The organism is Novosphingobium sp. NPDC080210 (assembly GCF_050281025.1).
GTDB lineage: Bacteria > Pseudomonadota > Alphaproteobacteria > Sphingomonadales > Sphingomonadaceae > Novosphingobium.
The window spans coordinates 778,989-797,434 of record NZ_JBNNWL010000001.1; the positions used below are offsets into that span (position 1 = coordinate 778,989).

An 18,446-nucleotide genomic window follows, 5' to 3' on the forward strand; every position below is an offset into this window, starting at 1 on the left:
CCACGCGCAGACGCAAGCGCGGGCAATAAGGGGATACGCCTATCAGATTGAGCGTAAATTCCTATAACATTCTGTATATGCGTGATATTCTCGCAACCGCGCACCGCCAATTTGCGGCGAGGTCTACCCCCCAAGCAGCCTGCTCCCTGCCCAGATCGTCAGGGCGGCAGTGAGCCAGCGGATCACTTTTTCCGGTAGCCAGCGCAGCGCCAGCAAACTGCCGAGCTGCCCGCCCAGGATCACCGCCACCAGCAGCGGCAAGGCGGGCGCGAGCGCTTCGGCAAAGCGGTCCACGCCGTTCTTGGCGAGCTGTCCAGCCAGGCCTGCGATGGAATTGATCAGGATGAACAGGCTGGCCGTCGCGGCGATTTGCCGGGCAGAAGCCCAGCGGGTCAAGTGCAGCAGCGGGGCGAGAAAAATGCCGCCACCGATCCCGACCAGACCGGCCAGGTAACCCAGCGGCGCGGCGATCCAGGGCATGTGCCCGGCCAGCGGCGCGGGCTTCGTTTCCAGCGAGGGCGCGCGCGGCAGAAACAGGGCCAGGCCCGCTGCGACCAGGCTTAGCCCCAGCAGGAACAGGAAGGTGGCTTCCTTGACCGGGGTCAGCCCGCCCAGGAACGCCAGCGGCGCGGCGATGCAGGATAGCAGCAGGGCGCGCTTCCACGGCATCACCCCGGCCCGCGCAAAGCGCAGCGTGGCACCGCTCACCACCAGGACATTGCAGCACAGGCTGACGACGGGGAGCAGGCGATAGTCAAAGCCCGCCAGACTGAGCAGCGCGCTATAGGTTGAACCGCCACCGAAGCCGACCGAGGCATAGAGCAGCGCGGTGCCGAAAAAGGCGGGAATCAGCCAATCCATCGCCGGACCATGCCTTCCCCCGCCGCCTCCCACAAGCAGGAGGCGGGCTTCATCAACCGCAGATTTTCAGGCGCAGTCCCTAGCTGGCGGCGCCGTGGCAGTGCTTGTACTTCTGCCCCGACCCGCAGGGGCAAAGCGCATTGCGCGACAGGCCCATGCCGGCATAGGGATCCTCGCCCGCGACCGGCGGAGCGGCCAGCGCCGCCGCCGAAGCACCTGCACCCAGCGCGGAAAGCATCGTGTCTGCACCCGGCGTCCGGGCCGCAGCATCGTTCTCGCCGGTGAAGGGGTCGATATGGCTGGTCAGGAACTCCGGCAGTTCCGGCAACGGAGCCGGTTCCGGCATGCGCAGCTCGCTGTTCATCAGGATGCGGGTCACGTCCTCGCGGATCGCGCCGAGCATACGCTCGAACAGGCCGAAGGCTTCCTGCTTGTATTCGTTGATCGGCTGCTTCTGCGCATAGGCGCGCAGGAACACGACCTGGCGCAGCGCGTCCAGCGTCGCAAGGTGCTCCTTCCAGTAGTGGTCCAGCCGGTCGAGCAGGATCTGCTTTTCGACCTGACGCCAGATCGACGCATCCTCGCCAACCTTGGCGGCCATCTTGGCATCGGCAGCTTCGGACAGGCGCTGTTCGATGTCTTCCGGCTCGATCCCGTCTTCGGCCAGCCAGTCTTCGATCGGCGGCTCGATCCCCAGCACTTCGATGCTGCGCGCCTTGAGGCCTTCGATGTCCCACTGTTCCGGATAGGATCCGGGCGGGCAGGCATCGCCAACCAGGCTGTTGACGGTGTCGCGGCGCATGTCCTCCACCACGTCGTCCAGCGCTTCGGCATCCATGATGTCGGCGCGCTGTTCGTAGATCACCTTGCGCTGGTCGTTCATCACGTCGTCGTATTCGACGACCTGCTTGCGGATGTCGTAGTTGCGCGCTTCGACCTTCTTCTGCGCAGTTTCGATGGCCTTGGACAGCCACCGCGAACCGATAGCCTCGCCGTCGGCAAGGTTCGAATTCATCATCTTGGAGAACAGCGTGTCCGGACCGAAGATGCGCAGCAGGTCGTCCTCAAGGCAGAGGTAGAACTTGGACAGGCCCGGGTCGCCCTGACGGCCCGAACGGCCGCGCAGCTGGTTGTCGATGCGGCGGCTTTCATGGCGTTCGGTCCCGATCACGCACAGCCCGCCTGCGGCCAGAACCTGCTGCTTTTCCGCCTCGATCTCGGCTTCGATAGCCGCGATCCGGGCATCGCGTTCGGGCCCTTCGGGCATGTCCTTCAGCTCGTCCTCGATGCGGAATTCGGCATTGCCGCCCAGCTTGATGTCCGTCCCGCGACCGGCCATGTTGGTGGCGACCGTCACTGCGCCCAGGCGCCCGGCCTGAGCGACGATGTGGGCTTCCATCTCGTGGAAGCGGGCGTTCAGGACGTTGTGCTTCACGCCTTCCTTGTTGAGGAATTCGCTGAGCAGCTCGGACTTTTCGATGGAGACGGTGCCGACCAGCACCGGCTGGCCGGAATCGCTCTTTTCCTTGATCAGCTTGGCAATGGCGGCGAACTTGTCGGTCGTGTTCTTGTAGAACTCGTCCTCCTCGTCGATGCGCTGCACCGGAACGTTGGTGGGAATGGTCACCACGTTCATCTTGTAGATGTCGAAGAATTCCGCCGCTTCGGTCGCTGCCGTGCCGGTCATGCCGCCAAGCTTGGGATACATGCGGAAGTAGTTCTGGAACGTGATCGAGGCCATCGTCTGGTTCTCAGGCTCGATGGTCACGCCTTCCTTCGCCTCGACCGCCTGGTGCAGGCCGTTCGACCAGCGGCGCCCTTCCATCTTGCGGCCAGTGAACTCGTCGATGATGACCACCTTGCCGCCTTCGACCACATAGTCGATGTCCCGCTTGAACATGACATTGGCCTTGAGGCTCTGATCGAGATGGTGGACGACCTGGGTGTTCTCCACGTCGTAAAGGTTCGAACCGACCAGCAGGCCCGCCGCTTCCAGCTGACGCTCGGCCCATTCCACCCCGTCTTCGGTCAGGGTGATATTCTTGGTCTTTTCGTCCTTTTCGTAGAGGTCTTCCGGCAGCTGCTTCACGATCGCGTCGACCTGGATGTAAAGCTCGCTCTTGTCGTCGGTCGGCCCGGAAATGATCAGCGGGGTGCGCGCTTCGTCGATCAGGATCGAGTCCACTTCGTCGACGATGGCATAGTTGAACGGCCGGTGGACCATCTGGCTGCGCTCATGCTTCATGTTGTCGCGCAGGTAGTCAAAGCCGAGTTCGTTGTTCGTCGCGTAGGTAATGTCGCATTCATAGGCTTCGCGGCGTTCGTATTCCGACAGGTTCGGCACGATCACGCCCACGGTCAGGCCGAGGAAGCGATAGATCTGCCCCATCCATTCCGCGTCGCGGCGGGCCAGGTAGTCGTTGACGGTAACGACGTGGACGCCCTTGCCCTCAATCGCGTTGAGGTAGGTCGCCAGCGTGGCGACCAGGGTCTTGCCCTCACCCGTGCGCATTTCGGCGATTTCGCCGCGGTGGAGCACGATGCCGCCGATCATCTGCACGTCAAAGTGGCGCATGCCCAGCACGCGCTTCGATGCTTCGCGCACCGTGGCGAAGGCTTCGGGCAGGATGTCGTCAAGCGTCTTGCCGCCTTCCAGCATCTCGCGGAACTTGGCGGTCTGGGCTTGAAGCTCCTCGTCGCTCAGCGCTTCAAGCGCCGGTTCAAAGGCTGCGATCTGCTTGACGACCTTGTCGAGCGACTTGACGTAACGTTCGTTGGACGAGCCGAAAACGGCCTTGGCAATGGCGCCGAACATGGGAAATTCCTGAATTTATGGGATAAGATAATACGGGATATGCGCGCGCTGCGTCAGCCGCAGGCGCAGCCGCTCTGCATGAGCGGAAAATCTGCTGCGGCTATTCGCGCGCGCGGTCCGGGCCGAGCCGGACGGTCGGGACATGCGGCTGGGCATATTCGGCCCGCGCCGGTTCCGCACGGTGGCGCGGTGGCAGGCTGGTCTTTGCCTGGAACACCGCCGGCGCCTGGGCCGAAGCGGCAGCGCGCGTGGCGCTGCGCTGAGCCATGACCGAACCGATCTCGGTTTCCCCGCGCACCCGCGCCTCGGCAGGGGAAACCTGCGTGGCGATCCCTGCGAACAGGGCCAGGAGGGCAAGGAGAATACGGTTCATCGGCTCACGCATATAGGCACGGCACAACCTGCCGTCCAGTATCGCCTTAGCACGGTTGATCTTACCCTTTCCTTGCTGCTTTAAGGGCCTGGCAGGGAGGCAATCGAAAATGAACGCAACGCCAGCGGCCGTGCCGCATTCGCCGCGAATGTTTCAGCTGGACGCGTTTCGCGGAATCGCGGCGTTCATCATCGTCTTTTACCACCTGACCATCGTCTACCGGCTGAGCGGCCCGTTTGAGCGCGGCTATCTGTTCGTGGACCTGTTTTTCCTGCTCTCCGGCTTTGTCCTGGCGGTTTCGACCGAGAAGAAGCTGAACAGCGGCATTGGCGCGGTTGAATTCACCCGCGCGCGCTTTGTCCGGCTCTGGCCGCTTGTTGCGGTCGGCGCAGGCGTGGCCGTGGTGCGGGCCTTCGTGATCGGCATGGCGGACCCCATCACCCTGCTGTGGTGGCTGGCGCTGGACCTGATCATGATCCCCAGCCTGGCCGGCGCCGGTCCGTTCTATCGCTTCAATGGTCCGCAATGGACCCTGTTTTACGAGTTGCTGGCCAATTTCGTCCACGCCCTGGTGCTGAAGCGGGTGCCGACCAGGGCGATGCTGGCGCTGGCGGCGCTGATGGGGGCCTGGCTGGTCTATACCGTGCGGCTGCACGGCTCGGACACGATGGGCGTCGACGCGCCGACCTGGAAGACCTGGTGGATGGCCCTGCCCCGTGTCGGCTTTTCCTATGTCCTGGGGGTCTGGATCGGGCGCAAATATGTTGAAGGCCTGCGCACCCCTTCCCTGCCTTGGTGGCTTGCCTTGCTGGTGCCGGTCGCAGGGATCATGGCCGTTCCCTATCTGCCGCTGTCCAAGGCTGCGGGAGACCTGGTCTTCGTGATCCTGCTGCTGCCTCCCGCAACCTGGCTGATCGCCATGGCCCAGCCGCCGCAGAGCCTGCGCGCGCCGATGGAGTGGCTCGGCAACTTCTCGCTGCCGCTTTACTGCGTCCACCTGACCGTGCTGGTCTGGATTTCCGAGGTGTTCGGACGGTCCATGCCGGTATGGGTCGGAGCCGTGATCGCGGCCTGCCTGGTCGCCTGGGTCTTCTCCCGCCTCGTTTCCTTTGCCAGCAAGCCGACCGTGGCGAAGGCGAAGGCCTGACCCAAACAGAAAGCCGCGCCAACCCGTGGGTTGACGCGGCTGTTTTCCGTGTTTCCGGCCGCGAGGCGTTGCGGCCGGGAAACTGGTTTCCGTCTTAGTTGACGGCGTCCTTCAGGCCCTTGCCAGCCTTGAACTTCGGCTGAGCCGAAGCCTTGATGGCCATCGGTTCGCCGGTGCGCGGGTTACGGCCGGTCGAAGCCTTGCGCTTGGCAACCGAGAAGGTGCCGAAGCCGACGAGGCGAACTTCGTCGCCCTTCTTCAGAGCGCCGGTGATGGCGTCGAAAACGCCTTCGACAGCCTTGGTCGCGTCGCTCTTGGTGAGACCGCTGGCGTCGGCGACAGCGCTGATCAGATCGTTCTTGTTCATGTCGGGAACCCCCTTACCTTTCTAGTGATTTGGAAACTGTTGTGATTCGCCTCGAAAGATTGGCGGAATTGAGCCGCTTTTGCCGGGGCTGTCAAAGCCAATCCACTGCGAAACACAGAGATTATCCACGATTTCCCGCCATTTCTGGCCAATTACGACCAAAGTGGAACGATCATGCCGGAGGCGCTGCATTGCAGCATGCCTCCGGCATGGGGAAAATCACCTGTTCCGGCGCAATTCAGTGAGCGGTCGTGGAGTTCGTCGCACCCGGCTGACCGCCCGCAACCGGCTGGCTGGCAAGGTCATCCGCCTCGCTCCACTCGATCGCTTCCAGCGGCTGGACCAGCGCCTTGGCCAGCACTTCGTCAACGTGGCTGACGGGCACGATTTCCAGCCCTTCCTTCACGTTGGCCGGGATCTCGGCCAGGTCCTTGACGTTCTCTTCCGGGATAAGGACCAGCTTGATCCCGCCGCGCAGGGCAGCAAGCAGCTTTTCCTTGAGCCCGCCGATGGCCAGCACGCGGCCGCGCAGCGTGACTTCGCCGGTCATGGCCACGTCCTTGCGGACCGGAATGCCGGTGAGAGTAGACACAATCGACGTGACCATGCCGATGCCCGCGCTGGGTCCATCTTTGGGCACCGCGCCTTCGGGCAAGTGGATGTGAACGTCCTTGCGCGCGATCAGCGAGGGCTTGATCCCATAGGCCGGAGCCCGCGCCTTGACGAAGCTGAAGGCGGCCTGGACCGACTCGTTCATCACTTCGCCCAGCTTGCCGGTGGTCTTGACCCCGCCCTTGCCGGGCACGGTGACGCTTTCGATGGTCAGCAGTTCGCCGCCCACTTCGGTCCAGGCGAGACCCGTGACGGCACCGACCTGGTGCTCTTCCTCGGCAACGCCATAGCGGAAGCGGCGCACCCCGGCGAAGTCGCCCAGGTTTTCCGGAGTGATCGTGACTGACTTGACCTTGCCTTCCAGGATCTGGCGCAGGCTCTTGCGGGCCAGCTTGGCAATCTCGCGCTCCAGCGTACGCACGCCCGCTTCGCGGGTGTAATAGCGGATCAGGTCGCGCAGGCCTTCGGTGGTGAGCGTGAACTCGCCGTCCTTAAGACCGTGCGACTTGATCTGCTTGCGCACCAGGTGACGCTCGGCAATCTCGACCTTCTCGTCCTCGGTATAGCCTTCCAGCCGGATGATCTCCATGCGATCCAGCAAGGGCTGCGGCAGGTTCAGGCTGTTGGCCGTGCAGACGAACATCACGTCCGAAAGGTCATAGTCCAGTTCCAGATAGTGGTCCTGGAACTTGGCGTTCTGTTCCGGATCGAGCACTTCCAGCAGGGCCGAAGCCGGATCGCCACGGAAGTCCTGGCCCAGCTTGTCGATCTCATCCAGCAGGAACAGCGGATTGCTGGTCCCGGCCTTCTTGAGGTTGGAAATGACCTTGCCCGGCAGCGAGCCGATGTAGGTGCGGCGGTGGCCGCGGATTTCGGCCTCGTCCCGCACGCCGCCGAGCGACTGGCGGATGAATTCACGCCCGGTCGCCTTGGCGATCGACTTGCCCAGCGAGGTCTTGCCCACGCCCGGAGGGCCGACGAGGCAGAGGATCGGCCCCTTCAGCTGGTTGGTACGCGCCTGGACCGCCAGATATTCGACGATCCGGTCCTTGACCTTGTCGAGCGCGTAGTGATCGGCATCCAGAACGGCCTGCGCCGCCGCAATGTCGCGCTTCAGCTTGCTCTTCTTGCCCCAGGGCAGGCCCAGCAGCACGTCGAGGTAGTTGCGGATCACCGTGGCTTCCGCGCTCATCGGCTGCATGGTCTTGAGCTTCTTCAGCTCGGCATTGGCCTTGGCACGCGCTTCCTTCGACAGTTTGAGCTTGTCGATCTTTTCCTGCAGCTCCTGTAGCTCGTTGGCTTCGCCATCGTCGCCGCCGCCCAGTTCGGACTGGATCGCCTTGAGCTGTTCGTTGAGGTAATATTCGCGCTGGGTCTTTTCCATCTGGCGCTTCACGCGCCCGCGAATGCGGCGCTCTACCTGAAGGACGCCCAGTTCCCCTTCCATGAAGGAATAGGCCATCTCCAGCCGCTTGAGCGGATTGGCTTCGCTTAGCAGCGCCTGCTTGTCGACCACCTTGGCCTGGATGTGCGAGGCGACCGCATCGGCCAGCTGCGCGGCATCGACGATGTCGCTTAGGTTCTCGCCCGCTTCGGCCGGAAGCTTCTTGTTCAGCTTGGCATATTCGCCGAAGGTTTCGACGACCGAGCGCATCATCGCGGCAACCTCGTTGCCCGAAACGCTGACCGGCTCGACCCGCGTGACCTGCGCAACGACCATTTCGCCGTGGCTGGTCTGTTCCAGCCGCAGGCTTTCCAGGCTGGCGCGCTGCTTGGCCTCAACCAGCACGCGGACCGTGCCGTCCGGCAGCTTCAGCAATTGCAGGACCGTGGCGATCACGCCGATGTCGTACAGATCGTCCTCGTCCGGATCGTCGCAGCCCGGATCGAGCTGGGCGAGGAGGAAGATTTCCTTGTCGTCCGCAGCCATCGACGCTTCAAGCGCGGCAACCGACTTGTCCCGCCCCACGAACAGCGGAACGACCATGCCCGGAAACACAACGATGTCGCGCAGGGGCAGCAGGGGAAGAAGTTTTGTCATAGTCCGTCCATTTCGGCCTGTGTCCTACAGGCCCGCCGGTGAATCCAGCTTTAACCGGGATATGGGGGCGCACTTGCCCCTGTGCAATGGCGGTTTGCCGCAGGCCTGTGGATGGCGGCAAACCGGCGCAGCTTGCCAAGGGCCGCGCCGCTCCGCAGGGTAGCGGGGATACAGACAGGGGATTCGTTTCAAATGCGCAAGATCACGTTCGCCGCACTCGCCGGAACATTCGCTCTCGCCGCGCCCGTTGCGGCGGAGGAGGCTCAGACTGCGGAGCAGCCGAAGCTGACCGTCATCACTGCCGCGCGCTATCTGGATGTCGTGACCGGCAAATATGTCGAGAACCCGGCGATCTTCGTGGGCCAGGACGGGCGCATCACCAGCATTGCCGATGCCCGCACGGTCAAGTGGGGCGCGGACATGCATCACGTCGACATGGCCGGCAAGACCCTCTTGCCAGGACTGATCGACATGCACGTCCACCTCGACAGCCCGGCTGACATCGGCGGCTATCGCGGGCTGGAATATACCGACAGCTTCTTTGCCATGACGGCGGTCAGCAATGCCCGCGCCATGCTCGATGCCGGCTTTACCACGGTGCGCAATGTCGGCGCTTCCAACCGCAACGACGTCGGCCTGACCCAGGCCGTGACGCAGGGCTATGTTATCGGCCCGCGCATTGCGGCGGCGGGCTATGCCCTGGGCAGCACCGGCGGTCATTGCGACCAGACCGGCCTGCCGCCCAGCATGGAGAAGCAGGGCAAGGCGGAGGGGGTCGGCGATACGCCAGACGAGCTGCGCTATCAGGTCCGCCGCCAGCGCAAGTATGGCGCAACCGTGATCAAGGTCTGCGCCACCGGCGGCGTTTTCTCTCACAACACCGAACCCGGCCAGCAGCAGCTGACCGAAGCGGAGCTGACCGCGATTGCCGATGAAGCCCATATGTGGGGCCTGCGCGTGGCCGCCCATGCCCACGGTGCAGCCGGGATCAAGGCCTCGATCAAAAGCGGGATCGACACGATCGAACATGCCAGCCTGGTCGACGATGAAGGGATCAAGCTGGCCGTGGAGCGCAAGCGTCCAGTCTGGTTCGCCATGGACATCTACAATACCGATTACACTCAGGCCGAGGGCAAGAAGAACGGCGTGCTGGAGGAAAACCTGCGCAAGGACCGCGAAATCGGCCAGATCCAGCGCGACAATTTCCGCAAGGCCTACAAGGCCGGGGTGAAGATGGTCTTCGCCTCAGACGCGGGCGTCATGCCGCATGGCCTGGTCGGGCGGCAGTTTGCGGTGATGGTCCAGTACGGGATGACCCCGCTCGAAGCGATCCGCGCGGCGACGCTGAATGCATCGCAGGCGCTGGGCTGGGAAAAGGATGTTGGCCAGATTGCCGTGGGCCGCTATGCGGACCTGGTGGCAGTGAACGGCGATCCGCTGGCCAATGTGCGCGAGTTGGAAAGCGTCGACGGCGTGATCAAGGGCGGCGCGGTGATCGAACACGCTCGGTAGGGTCAGAAATCGCGTGCTGAGCTTGTCGAAAGCAAGAACGATGCTTCGACAAGCTCAGCATGAGCGTGAATTTGTCGCTGGTCCTCGATCTGCGCTCGTCCTGAGCTTGTCGAAGGACTGATTTCTTGAACTCACATCCCCGGCAGCTTGAACCCCGGCGGCAGGCCCATGCCGCCCTGCATCTTGGTCATTTCCTCGTTGGAAACGGCATCGGCCTTGGTTCGCGCATCGTTGAAGGCGGCGGCGATCAGGTCCTCGACGATGCCCTTCTCGCTGGGCTGAAGCAGGCTTTCATCGATGGACACGCCGATCACGCGCCCCTTGGCCGAGCAGCGGATCTTGACCAGACCGCCGCCAGCCGTGCCCTCCACCTCCATGGCGTCAAGCTTGGACTGCATTTCGGTCATTTGCTTCTGGATGGTCTCGGCAGCTTGCTGAGCGGCCTTGAGCATCTCTTCCATCGACTTCATCAGTTTCTCCATCTGGAGCCCATGCTCGCAACGCGGGCATCCGGGCCTTCTTCAATCAGTTCGGCATTGGGGAAAGCGGCAAAAGCGGCTTCCACCAGCGGATCGGCCAGAACGGCGGCGCGGGCCGCATCCTTCTGGGCGTCCTTTTCTTCCTTCAGGCTGGGCCGGGCCTCGCCCTCGCCGCGCGTCACGGTCCAGCGTTCACCAGTGGCGCGGAGCAAGGCATCGCGCAGCTCCGCCGTGGCATCGCCCGGATAGCCCGGCACAAGGCTGTAGATCAGTTCACCCGGCGCAAGCGAGATCACCCGCACCCAATCGTGCATCAGCTGCGACATGCGGAACTGGCCGGACTGCTCCACCGTATTGATGACAGTCGCCCAGTCCAGCGCTTGCGCCACCGGAGCTGGAGCTTGAGCGGCAGCGGGTGCTGAACCGCCCTCGCCCGCAGGTGCCGCAACCGGCCCGCGCGCCGCAATTTCCTCAAGCTTGCGGGCCAGACTGCCCGGATCGGGCATGTCCGCCGCGTGCTGGACCCTGAGCAGCGCCATCTTGGCCGCGACCAGCGGATCAGGCGCGCCGCGAACTTCGTCATGGCCCTTCAGCAGCAATTGCCACAGGCGGTGCAATTGTCCGGCCGTCAGCTTTTCCGACCACTCGGCAATCGCGCTGCGCTCTTCGTCGGAAATCGCGTCGACAGCGCCCTTGCCCAATTGAGCCACCGTCACGCGGTGAGTCAGTTCCATCGCCGTGCGCATCAGGGCAAGCGGCTCTACCCCCAGGGCGAATTGCTGGTCGATCAGGTCCAGCAGCCCGGCTCCGTCACCGGCCAGCAGAGCGGCAAACAACCGCCGCTGCGCGCTCTTGTCGGCCAGACCCAGCATGTCGCGGACCTGCTCCGCCGTAACCCGGCTATCCCCGCCCAGATCGGCATGGGCAATCGCCTGGTCCAGGATCGAGAGGCCATCGCGCGCCGAACCTTCGGCTGCAGCCGCGATCATCGCCAGAGCCTCGGGTTCCGCCTCAACCCCTTCCTTGCCGCAGATCATCGCAAAGTGATCGGCGAGCATCGGCGCCGGAATCCGCTTCAGGTCGAACCGCTGGCAGCGTGACAGGACCGTCACCGGCAGCTTTTCCACTTCAGTCGTGGCGAACAGGAACTTCACATGGGCCGGCGGCTCTTCCAGCGTCTTGAGCAGCGCGTTGAACGCGTTGCGGCTGAGCATGTGAACTTCGTCGATGATGTAGATCTTGTAGCGCGCCGATACGGCGGCATAGCGCACCGCCTCGATGATCTCGCGCACGTCGTCCACGCCGGTATGGCTGGCGGCGTCCATTTCGATCACGTCGATGTGGCGACCTTCGGCAATGGCCTGGCACGGTTCGCACTGGCCGCAGGGGTCGATGGTCGGCCCGCCCTGCCCGTCCGGCCCGACGCAGTTGAGCGCCTTGGCGATAAGCCGCGCGGTCGAGGTTTTGCCGACCCCGCGAATCCCGGTCATCAGGAAGGCATGGGCCAGCCGGTCACGCTTGATCGCATTCGCCAAGGTCTGAACCATGGCTTCCTGGCCAATCAGCTCGGCAAAGGTCTGCGAGCGGTACTTGCGCGCCAGCACGCGATAGGGCTGCGCCGGAGCGGCAGGGACCGCAGGCGCTGGGGCGCTGACCGGCGGAGCGGGCACAGGTGCAGGCGCAGGCGCAGGCGCAGGCGCAGGCTCTGGCGTGCCGAACATCGAAGACTGCCCAGCCGCCTCCAGTTCGGCGGCGGTCGGTGCAAGGTCTTGAGGCTCTTCGCCGTAGGTCTCGGGGGAATCGTCCATCGTGCGCCAGATTAGGCGTTGGGTTCATTTTTGTCGAAGGGAGAAAAGGAGCCGGCCGACCCGCCGCAACCCGTTGTGGCTGCTTCCTTCCGGACCTGACCAGGTTGGCGAGCGCAAACGTCCGACCGACTCCCGCCGCGCATATGGCGGCGCTGTCGCGTTTGCGCAAGCCCTCTGCGATTCGGCGTGGTAAGCAAAGGCTCGACACGCCCTTTCAGGGTAGTCGAGGTTCTCCGCTGGAGGCCAGGAAGCGGGTTCGCAATTGTCTACTGCGACCCGGGCAATTGAAGGGCCCGCTTCCCTAACTTAGCCCAAGCAGCGCTGGTTCTGGATCAGCGGAAGTTGTCCGCATAGGCCTGGATTTTCAGGCGGCGCGGCGGCGTGGCGTGCACCACGGCGGAAATGCCATGCTTGTCAGCATAGGCGACCGCTTCGGCCTGGCTCGCGAATTTCAGCGTCACCTGGCTCTGGGTATCGCCAGAGCCGGCCCAGCCCATCACCGGATCGGGGCGCTTGGCCTCTGCCGGATCGAATTCGAGCAGCCATTCATCCATCCGGGCCTTGCCGGATTGCATGGCATTCTTGGGGCGCTGGTAAATGCGTGCAGACATGAGGCGCGATTGCGTCGAATCGCCGCAGAAATCAAGCCCTGACCGCTTATCCCCGCTTCGCCGCGTTGAAGGCGTTCTTGGTCTTGAGGCTGGCCACCTCGGTCCACGGCTCATCGGGCCAGCGGTGCTTGGGATAACGGCCCTTCATGTCCTTCACCACGTCGCGCCACGATCCGCGCCAGAATGCGGGCAGATCGCGCGTGGTCTGGACCGGCTTTCCGCCGGGATCGGTCAGTTTGAGCAGCAAAGGCTGGGGCGGCTGGCCAAAGCCGGGATGACGGTCCAGCCCGAACAGCGCCTGGACCCGCAGCTCCACCGAAGGCCCGCCCGGATCGTCATAGTCGATGGCATGGCCGGTGCCCGCCGGACTGGTGAACTGCGCAGGAACCAGCCGCTCCAGCGCTTGCTGCGCCGCATAGTCCAGCCGCGCCCGCAGGGCATCGTGCAACTTCGCCGGATCAAGCTGATCCAGCCGCCGTCCCAGCAGTGGGCCCAGCCAATCCTCCGCCTCGGCCAGCAACGCCTCGTCCGACAGGGCCGCAATCCCGGCATAGCGCGCGCGGCGCAGCAGGTTCAGGCTCGCCTTCGATAGCGGCAGCAGGCCCAGCCCCTCGGCGCGGACCTTGTCCAGCAGGAAGGCGCGGATCGCCGCCGGATCGGGCGCGGGATCGGGCCCGCGCGACAGGGTGATGGCGCCCAGCCGCGATTCCAGCAGCGCCTCGACCCGGCCATCTTCCGGCACCCAGCGCAGGGTGCTGCGCCGTTCGATCCGGTGCGCCAGCCAGCGGGTTACTTCCGCTTCGGTAAAGGCAATCGCGCCGGTGATCCGGGCGCCCTTGGCCTCACCTTGCGCTTCGCCCACTGCCAGCCATTCGGCGCGGGCCAAGGGCGATGCGGGATCGAGCCGCAATCCCCGGCCGCCAGCGGTCAGCCAGTGTTCGCCAGAGGAGTCGCGGCGGCGGGCGATGTTTTCCGGCCAGGCTTCGGCAAGGAGGATGCCGAGCGGAAGCGACGCGCCTTCGACAGGCTCAGGCTGAGCGGAGTTTTGAAACCCGTCCCGCTCCGGCTGAGCTTGTCGAAGCCCCAGCACCAGTCGCTCCCACCGCTCCGCCAGTTTGCGCGACTGACTAGCGCGGGGGCTGCGGTCGCCAAGCCAGCGATCCAGCCGCGCGGCCAGGTCGTCGCTTCGCCCACCCAGCCCGCGTTCCTGAAGCAGCAGGGCCAGAAATGCTGCATCCCGCGCCGCGCCGTGCTGCGCAGCATAAAGCAGCATATGCGCCAATTGCGGTGCCATCGGCAGGCCAGCCATGCTGCGCCCGTGCGGAGTAATCCGCCCTTCCCCGTCAAGCGCACCCAGCGATTGCAGCGTCTGCCGGGCAGCGGCCAAGGCTGCTGCAGGCGGGGGATCGAGCCACGGCAAGGCAGCAGGCTCGTTCGTGCCCCATTGCGCCAGGCTGAGCAGCAGCGGCGCAAGGTCCGACGTCAGCATTTCCGGTGGATCGAAAGGCGCGCGTCCCGCGTGCGCCGCCTCCTCCCACTGGCGATAAGCCACGCCCGGCCCCTGCCGCGCGGCGCGGCCCGCGCGCTGGGCGGCTGCGGCCTGTGAGGCGCGGTGCGTGACCAGCCGGGTGACACCCGCCGCCTTGTCAAACTCCGCCCGCCGCGACAGACCGGCATCGACCACCACCGAAACGCCGTCCAGCGTCAGTGAGGTTTCGGCAATCGCCGTGGCCAGGACGATCCTGCGCCGCCCTTCCGGATCGCGGCGGATGGCCGCGCGCTGGTCCGCCGGTTCGCACTGCCCATGCAGCGGCAGGACCAGGGCCGAGGGCAGCTTTTCCGCCAGCCGTTCTCGTACGCGTTCGATCTCTCCCACACCGGGCAGGAAGGCCAGCACGTCGCCCTGCTGCCCCCGCCAGGCGGTCAGGATCGCGCTGGTCATGGCCTCCTCGATCCGTAGTTCGGGCCGTGCGCCGAGCCAGCGGATTTCCAGCGGATAGGCCTTGCCCGCGCTTTCGATCACCGGCGCGTCGCCCAGCAGGCTGGCAAAGCGCGCGCCATCGATCGTGGCGCTCATCACCAGCAAGCGCAGGTCCGGACGCAGGACTGCCTGGCTCTCGATCGCCAAAGCCAGGCCTAGGTCTGAATCGAGGTGGCGTTCGTGCGCTTCGTCGAACAGCACAGCCGATACGCCCGCCAGTTCGGGATCGTTCAGGATGGTCGCGACGAAGATCGCTTCGGTCATCACCAGAACGCGGGTGCGCGCGGACTTCTTGCTGTCGAGCCGGGTCAGGTAACCGACCGTTTCACCCGGAGCCTCGCCCAGGAGGTCCGCCATGCGCTCCGCCGCTGCTCGCGCAGCCACGCGGCGCGGGGAGAGCAAGATGACGCTGCCGCTGCACCATGGCTGGTCGAGCAGAGCGGTGGCCACCGAAGTGGTCTTGCCCGCCCCCGGCGGCGCGATCAGCACGGCGTTCTCCCGCTCGCGCAAGGCGGCGAGCAGGTCGGGCAGGACGGCGTGGATCGGCAGCGCTTCGGACATTGCGCCTCTGCGCTAGAAGAAAAGGCAGTCCTTCGACAAGCTCAGGACGAGCGGAATCTGCAGGTGCGCCCTGCCCCGCACCCATAATTTCGTCACCCTGAACTCGTTTCAGGGTCCATCGGGCCGGAAGCGCTCCCGAAAGCCGGGATCAGCCAACGACGCGACCTTGCCCGCGTCAAGAAGCGGCAGGGCTGAACGCGCCATGGACCCTGAAACAAGTTCAGGGTGACGCGTTTCTAAGGCCAAGTCCGCGCCCCTCACCCCATCGGGTAGCGGATTTCCCGGCTGACCTTGTCGATGGCCTTCATCACGTCGTCCGGCAGGACCAGATCCGCTGCGGCAAGGATCTCCGCGACCTGGTCCTGCTTGCTGACGCCGACAATGGTCGAGGCGACGAAGTCATGCTGCTTGGACCAGGCAACGGCCATGGTCACCGGGCTCATCCCGGCTTCGGCGGCAATCGCCATGAAGCGTTCGGTCGAGGCAAGCGACTGTTCGTTGACGAAGCGGCGCCCCATGGCGGCCTGCCGCCCTTCCATCGCCAGATACTTGCTGAAGCGCGCACCATCGGGGCGCGCGCCGCCCTGGTACTTGCCCGAAAGCACCCCGCCGCCAATCGGCGAATAGGGGATCAGGCTGACTCCCTCCATCCGGCAGACCTGGGCCAGTTCATCCTCGAACCGGCGGTTGTTCAGGCTGAAATTGTTCTGGATCGTCTGATAGCGCACCGTCCCCAGCCGCTCCGCCGTCTGGATCGACTTCATCAGGCCCCAACTGGTTTCGTTCGAGCAGCCGACAATGCGGACCTTGCCGTCGCGGACCAGTTCGTCGAGCACTTCCATCGTCTCGTCATAGGGCAGTTCGTGATCGGGCCAGTGGGTCTGGTAGAGGTCGATGTAGTCGGTGCCGAGCTTCTTCAGGCTCTCTTCCACGGCGACCATGATGTTGCGGCGGTCCAGCGCGGTCATGCCTTCGCGCTTGGGGCTGCGGAACCAGACGTGGCTGGGGCCGGAAACCTTGGTGGCCAAGATGATCGCATCGCGCGGCTTGGTCTTGAGCCACTTGCCGACGATTTCCTCGGTCCGGCCGACATATTTGGGATCGGGCGGCACGGGATAGCCTTCCGCCGTGTCGTAGAAATCGATCCCGGCTTCAAAGCACTGGTCCAGAATGCGCAGCGCCTCGGCCTCGTCGGTCTGGCTGCCGAAAGTCATGGTGCCCATGCAGATGTCGGATACGACGATGGCGGATTTGCCCAGGCGGCGGCGTTGCATGCGGTATTCTCCCCAGATTCCAAGACGGGCTTTTCAAAACCCGGTTCGTGTTTGCAACTGGGTGAAACGGTTTGCCGCACGGGTCAAGCCCCGCGCTTTGCCACGATCCAGAATGGCAGCACGCGGGGCGGGATTGCGGGATCAGTGCTTTACCAGCACCAGCTTTGGCGGGTTCTCCTTGCGGCGGCGCTGGGCTGCGGCGATGCGCAGGCCAGCCACGCCGCTGCGGTCCAGCGCGCGCTGCCACGATTGGAACTCTTCCAGGCTCAGCCTGTATCGCTCCATCGCTTCGCCGATGCTGAGCGCGCCGGTTTCGACTGCGGTAACAACCTGCGCCTTGCGGCGGGCAACCCACCGCGTGGTGTTGCGCGGCGGCAAGTCAGGTTCGTCCTGCCCGCCCCCGAGGTTCGGGTTCTGGCGAGCATTCTGGTATTCGATCATTTTTCGGCCCTTGTGACAGCGACCCGTAAAACGGATCCGGTTTGGGCCCCCAAGCAAGTTCGACAGTGGGTTTTACTGGTTAAGATCGCCTAAACAGATGCAACCGCTCACCGCCCGGAAAGGGCGGAAAACGGCGGATTGAAGGGTAACGGCGGTAAGTGGTGATCAGGTACGGCGGGCGACAGCAAACTCTGCCGCCTCGCCCATCGCGGCGCGGGCTTCGCTGGGCGGGAAGATCGCAATCGCGTTGATCGCGCGGGCCGCGAAATGGCGGGCGCGTTCCCGCGTTTCGTTTACCGCATCGTGGCGCGCGATCAGTTCTATCGCATGGGCCAGGTCGGCATCCGAAGTACGGTGCCCTTGGATCGCGGCCTTCCAGAAGGCGCGCTCTTCGTCCGTCCCGCGCGCATAGGCCAGGATCACCGGCAGGGTCATTTTCCCTTCGCGGAAGTCATCGCCCCGGCCCTTGCCCATTTCGGCGCTGTCGGAATCGTAGTCCATCGCGTCGTCAACCAGCTGGAAGGCAATGCCCAGGTTGCGGCCATAGTCTTCCAGAGCGCGTTCCTCGGCCTCGCTCTTTTCCGCGACGACGGCGGCAATTCGCGTCGCCGCCGCAAACAGGGCAGCCGTCTTGGAGCCGATGATGTTGAGATAGCGCTCCTCGGTCGTTTCGACCTGCCGCGCGGCGGTCAACTGATCGACTTCGCCCTCGCTGATGACGGAGCTGGCGTTGGAGAGGATCTTCAGCACTTTCAGGCTGCCGTCTTCCACCATCAGTTCAAAGCTGCGGGTGAACAGGAAATCGCCGACCAGCACCGTGGCGGGATTGCCGAAAATGAGGTTCGCCGCCGCCTTGCCCCGGCGCATTTCGCTGCCATCGACAACATCGTCGTGCAGCAAGGTTGCGGTGTGGATGAATTCCACCGCTGCGGCCAGCTTGTGATGGCGGGTGCCGTGATAATCGCACAGCGCGGCCCCGGCCAGGGTGAGCATCGGGCGCATCCGCTTGCCCCCGCCCGCGATCAGGTGACCGGCCAGCGCCGGGATCAGCGGGATTTCGCTCTGCATCCGTTCCAGGATCACCTGGTTGACGGAATTCATGCCCTGCGCGGTCAGCGCCATGATCGGGTTCAGCGAAGGCTGGCTGTCCCGCGGGCGAAGGGGTATTACGTCGGCGCTCATAAGCCAGCCCTTGAAACGGCATTGCGCGGTTTGCAAGTGCAAAGCAGGCAATGGTCTTGCGCGAAAAGTCATGCTAGCGGGACGAATATGTCCGAAAACCAGCCCGATCCCGTACTCGCCAGCTTCCGCTCGTCGATTGATAATATCGATGCCGCTTTGATCCATATTCTGGCCGAACGCTTTCGCATTACCAAGGCGGTGGGTGCCTATAAGGCCGAAAAAGCCTTGCCTGCCAGTGATCCTGGCCGTGAAGAACGCCAGATCGCGCGGCTGCGCAAACTGGCGGAGGATGCCCACCTCGATCCCGAATTCTCGGAAAAGTTCCTGCGCTTCATCATCCAGGAAGTAATCCGCCACCACGAACAGGCAGCGGCCAAGTAA

The 18,446-nt window shown here is 64.3% G+C and carries 15 protein-coding genes and 1 other RNA gene; 3 read left to right on the plus strand and 13 right to left on the minus strand.

Features of this window, described 5'->3' with window-relative positions; translation table 11 throughout:
* Window positions 1-123: 123 nt before the first annotated feature.
* The 3 genes from ACQKOE_RS03700 to ACQKOE_RS03710 form a co-directional block, all read right to left on the minus strand.
* The gene (locus ACQKOE_RS03700; protein WP_427511610.1) at window positions 124-861 is read right to left on the minus strand and encodes a sulfite exporter TauE/SafE family protein; all 738 of its coding nucleotides are present in this window, start codon (window positions 859-861) and stop codon (window positions 124-126) included.
* Window positions 862-940: 79 nt separating this feature from the next.
* Window positions 941-3,676: a preprotein translocase subunit SecA gene (gene secA, locus ACQKOE_RS03705; protein WP_427511611.1), complete on the minus strand. Its 2,736-nt coding sequence runs from the start codon at window positions 3,674-3,676 to the stop codon at window positions 941-943.
* A gap of 100 nt (window positions 3,677-3,776) precedes the next feature.
* The gene (locus ACQKOE_RS03710; protein ID WP_427511612.1) at window positions 3,777-4,049 is read right to left on the minus strand and encodes a hypothetical protein; all 273 of its coding nucleotides are present in this window, start codon (window positions 4,047-4,049) and stop codon (window positions 3,777-3,779) included.
* A 109-nt stretch (window positions 4,050-4,158) separates the two neighbouring features.
* Between ACQKOE_RS03710 and ACQKOE_RS03715 the strand changes: the two genes are divergently transcribed.
* Window positions 4,159-5,196, plus strand: a complete 1,038-nt coding sequence (locus ACQKOE_RS03715; RefSeq protein ID WP_427511613.1) for an acyltransferase family protein — start codon at window positions 4,159-4,161, stop codon at window positions 5,194-5,196.
* Window positions 5,197-5,290: 94 nt separating this feature from the next.
* Here ACQKOE_RS03715 and ACQKOE_RS03720 read toward each other — a convergent pair whose 3' ends face one another.
* Both ACQKOE_RS03720 and lon read right to left on the minus strand, forming a co-directional pair.
* Window positions 5,291-5,563 (minus strand): HU family DNA-binding protein, encoded by a 273-nt coding sequence (locus tag ACQKOE_RS03720; RefSeq protein ID WP_374589298.1) that lies wholly within the window; start codon window positions 5,561-5,563, stop codon window positions 5,291-5,293.
* A gap of 238 nt (window positions 5,564-5,801) precedes the next feature.
* Window positions 5,802-8,216 carry an endopeptidase La gene (lon, locus tag ACQKOE_RS03725; RefSeq protein ID WP_427511614.1) on the minus strand — a complete coding sequence of 805 codons (2,415 nt, stop codon included), beginning with the start codon at window positions 8,214-8,216 and terminating at the stop codon, window positions 5,802-5,804.
* A 192-nt stretch (window positions 8,217-8,408) separates the two neighbouring features.
* Here lon and ACQKOE_RS03730 point away from each other — a divergent pair, with 192 nt between their 5' ends.
* A complete protein-coding gene (locus ACQKOE_RS03730; RefSeq protein WP_427511615.1) occupies window positions 8,409-9,728 on the plus strand; it encodes an amidohydrolase family protein in 1,320 nt (439 codons plus the stop codon).
* A gap of 131 nt (window positions 9,729-9,859) precedes the next feature.
* Here ACQKOE_RS03730 and ACQKOE_RS03735 read toward each other — a convergent pair whose 3' ends face one another.
* From ACQKOE_RS03735 to ACQKOE_RS03770, 8 genes are all read right to left on the minus strand, one after another.
* Window positions 9,860-10,198 carry a YbaB/EbfC family nucleoid-associated protein gene (locus tag ACQKOE_RS03735; RefSeq protein WP_374589292.1) on the minus strand — a complete coding sequence of 113 codons (339 nt, stop codon included), beginning with the start codon at window positions 10,196-10,198 and terminating at the stop codon, window positions 9,860-9,862.
* Entirely contained in the window at window positions 10,198-12,015 is a 1,818-nt protein-coding gene (locus ACQKOE_RS03740; RefSeq protein WP_427511616.1) for a DNA polymerase III subunit gamma/tau, read from the minus strand. The genes ACQKOE_RS03735 and ACQKOE_RS03740 overlap by 1 nt, the downstream gene beginning before the upstream one ends.
* Window positions 12,016-12,056: 41 nt before the next feature.
* Window positions 12,057-12,151, minus strand: an RNA gene (gene ffs / locus ACQKOE_RS03745) — signal recognition particle sRNA small type.
* Between the two features lie 196 nt (window positions 12,152-12,347).
* Window positions 12,348-12,626, minus strand: a complete 279-nt coding sequence (locus ACQKOE_RS03750) for an ETC complex I subunit (protein WP_374589288.1) — start codon at window positions 12,624-12,626, stop codon at window positions 12,348-12,350.
* A 46-nt stretch (window positions 12,627-12,672) separates the two neighbouring features.
* The gene (hrpB, locus tag ACQKOE_RS03755; protein WP_427511617.1) at window positions 12,673-15,168 is read right to left on the minus strand and encodes an ATP-dependent helicase HrpB; all 2,496 of its coding nucleotides are present in this window, start codon (window positions 15,166-15,168) and stop codon (window positions 12,673-12,675) included.
* A gap of 257 nt (window positions 15,169-15,425) precedes the next feature.
* The gene (locus ACQKOE_RS03760; protein WP_427511618.1) at window positions 15,426-16,442 is read right to left on the minus strand and encodes an aldo/keto reductase; all 1,017 of its coding nucleotides are present in this window, start codon (window positions 16,440-16,442) and stop codon (window positions 15,426-15,428) included.
* A 141-nt stretch (window positions 16,443-16,583) separates the two neighbouring features.
* A complete protein-coding gene (locus ACQKOE_RS03765; RefSeq protein ID WP_427511619.1) occupies window positions 16,584-16,883 on the minus strand; it encodes a DUF1153 domain-containing protein in 300 nt (99 codons plus the stop codon).
* 165 nt (window positions 16,884-17,048) lie between these two features.
* Entirely contained in the window at window positions 17,049-18,065 is a 1,017-nt protein-coding gene (locus ACQKOE_RS03770; protein WP_427511620.1) for a polyprenyl synthetase family protein, read from the minus strand.
* A gap of 87 nt (window positions 18,066-18,152) precedes the next feature.
* Between ACQKOE_RS03770 and ACQKOE_RS03775 the strand changes: the two genes are divergently transcribed.
* Window positions 18,153-18,446 carry a chorismate mutase gene (locus ACQKOE_RS03775; protein WP_374589278.1) on the plus strand — a complete coding sequence of 98 codons (294 nt, stop codon included), beginning with the start codon at window positions 18,153-18,155 and terminating at the stop codon, window positions 18,444-18,446.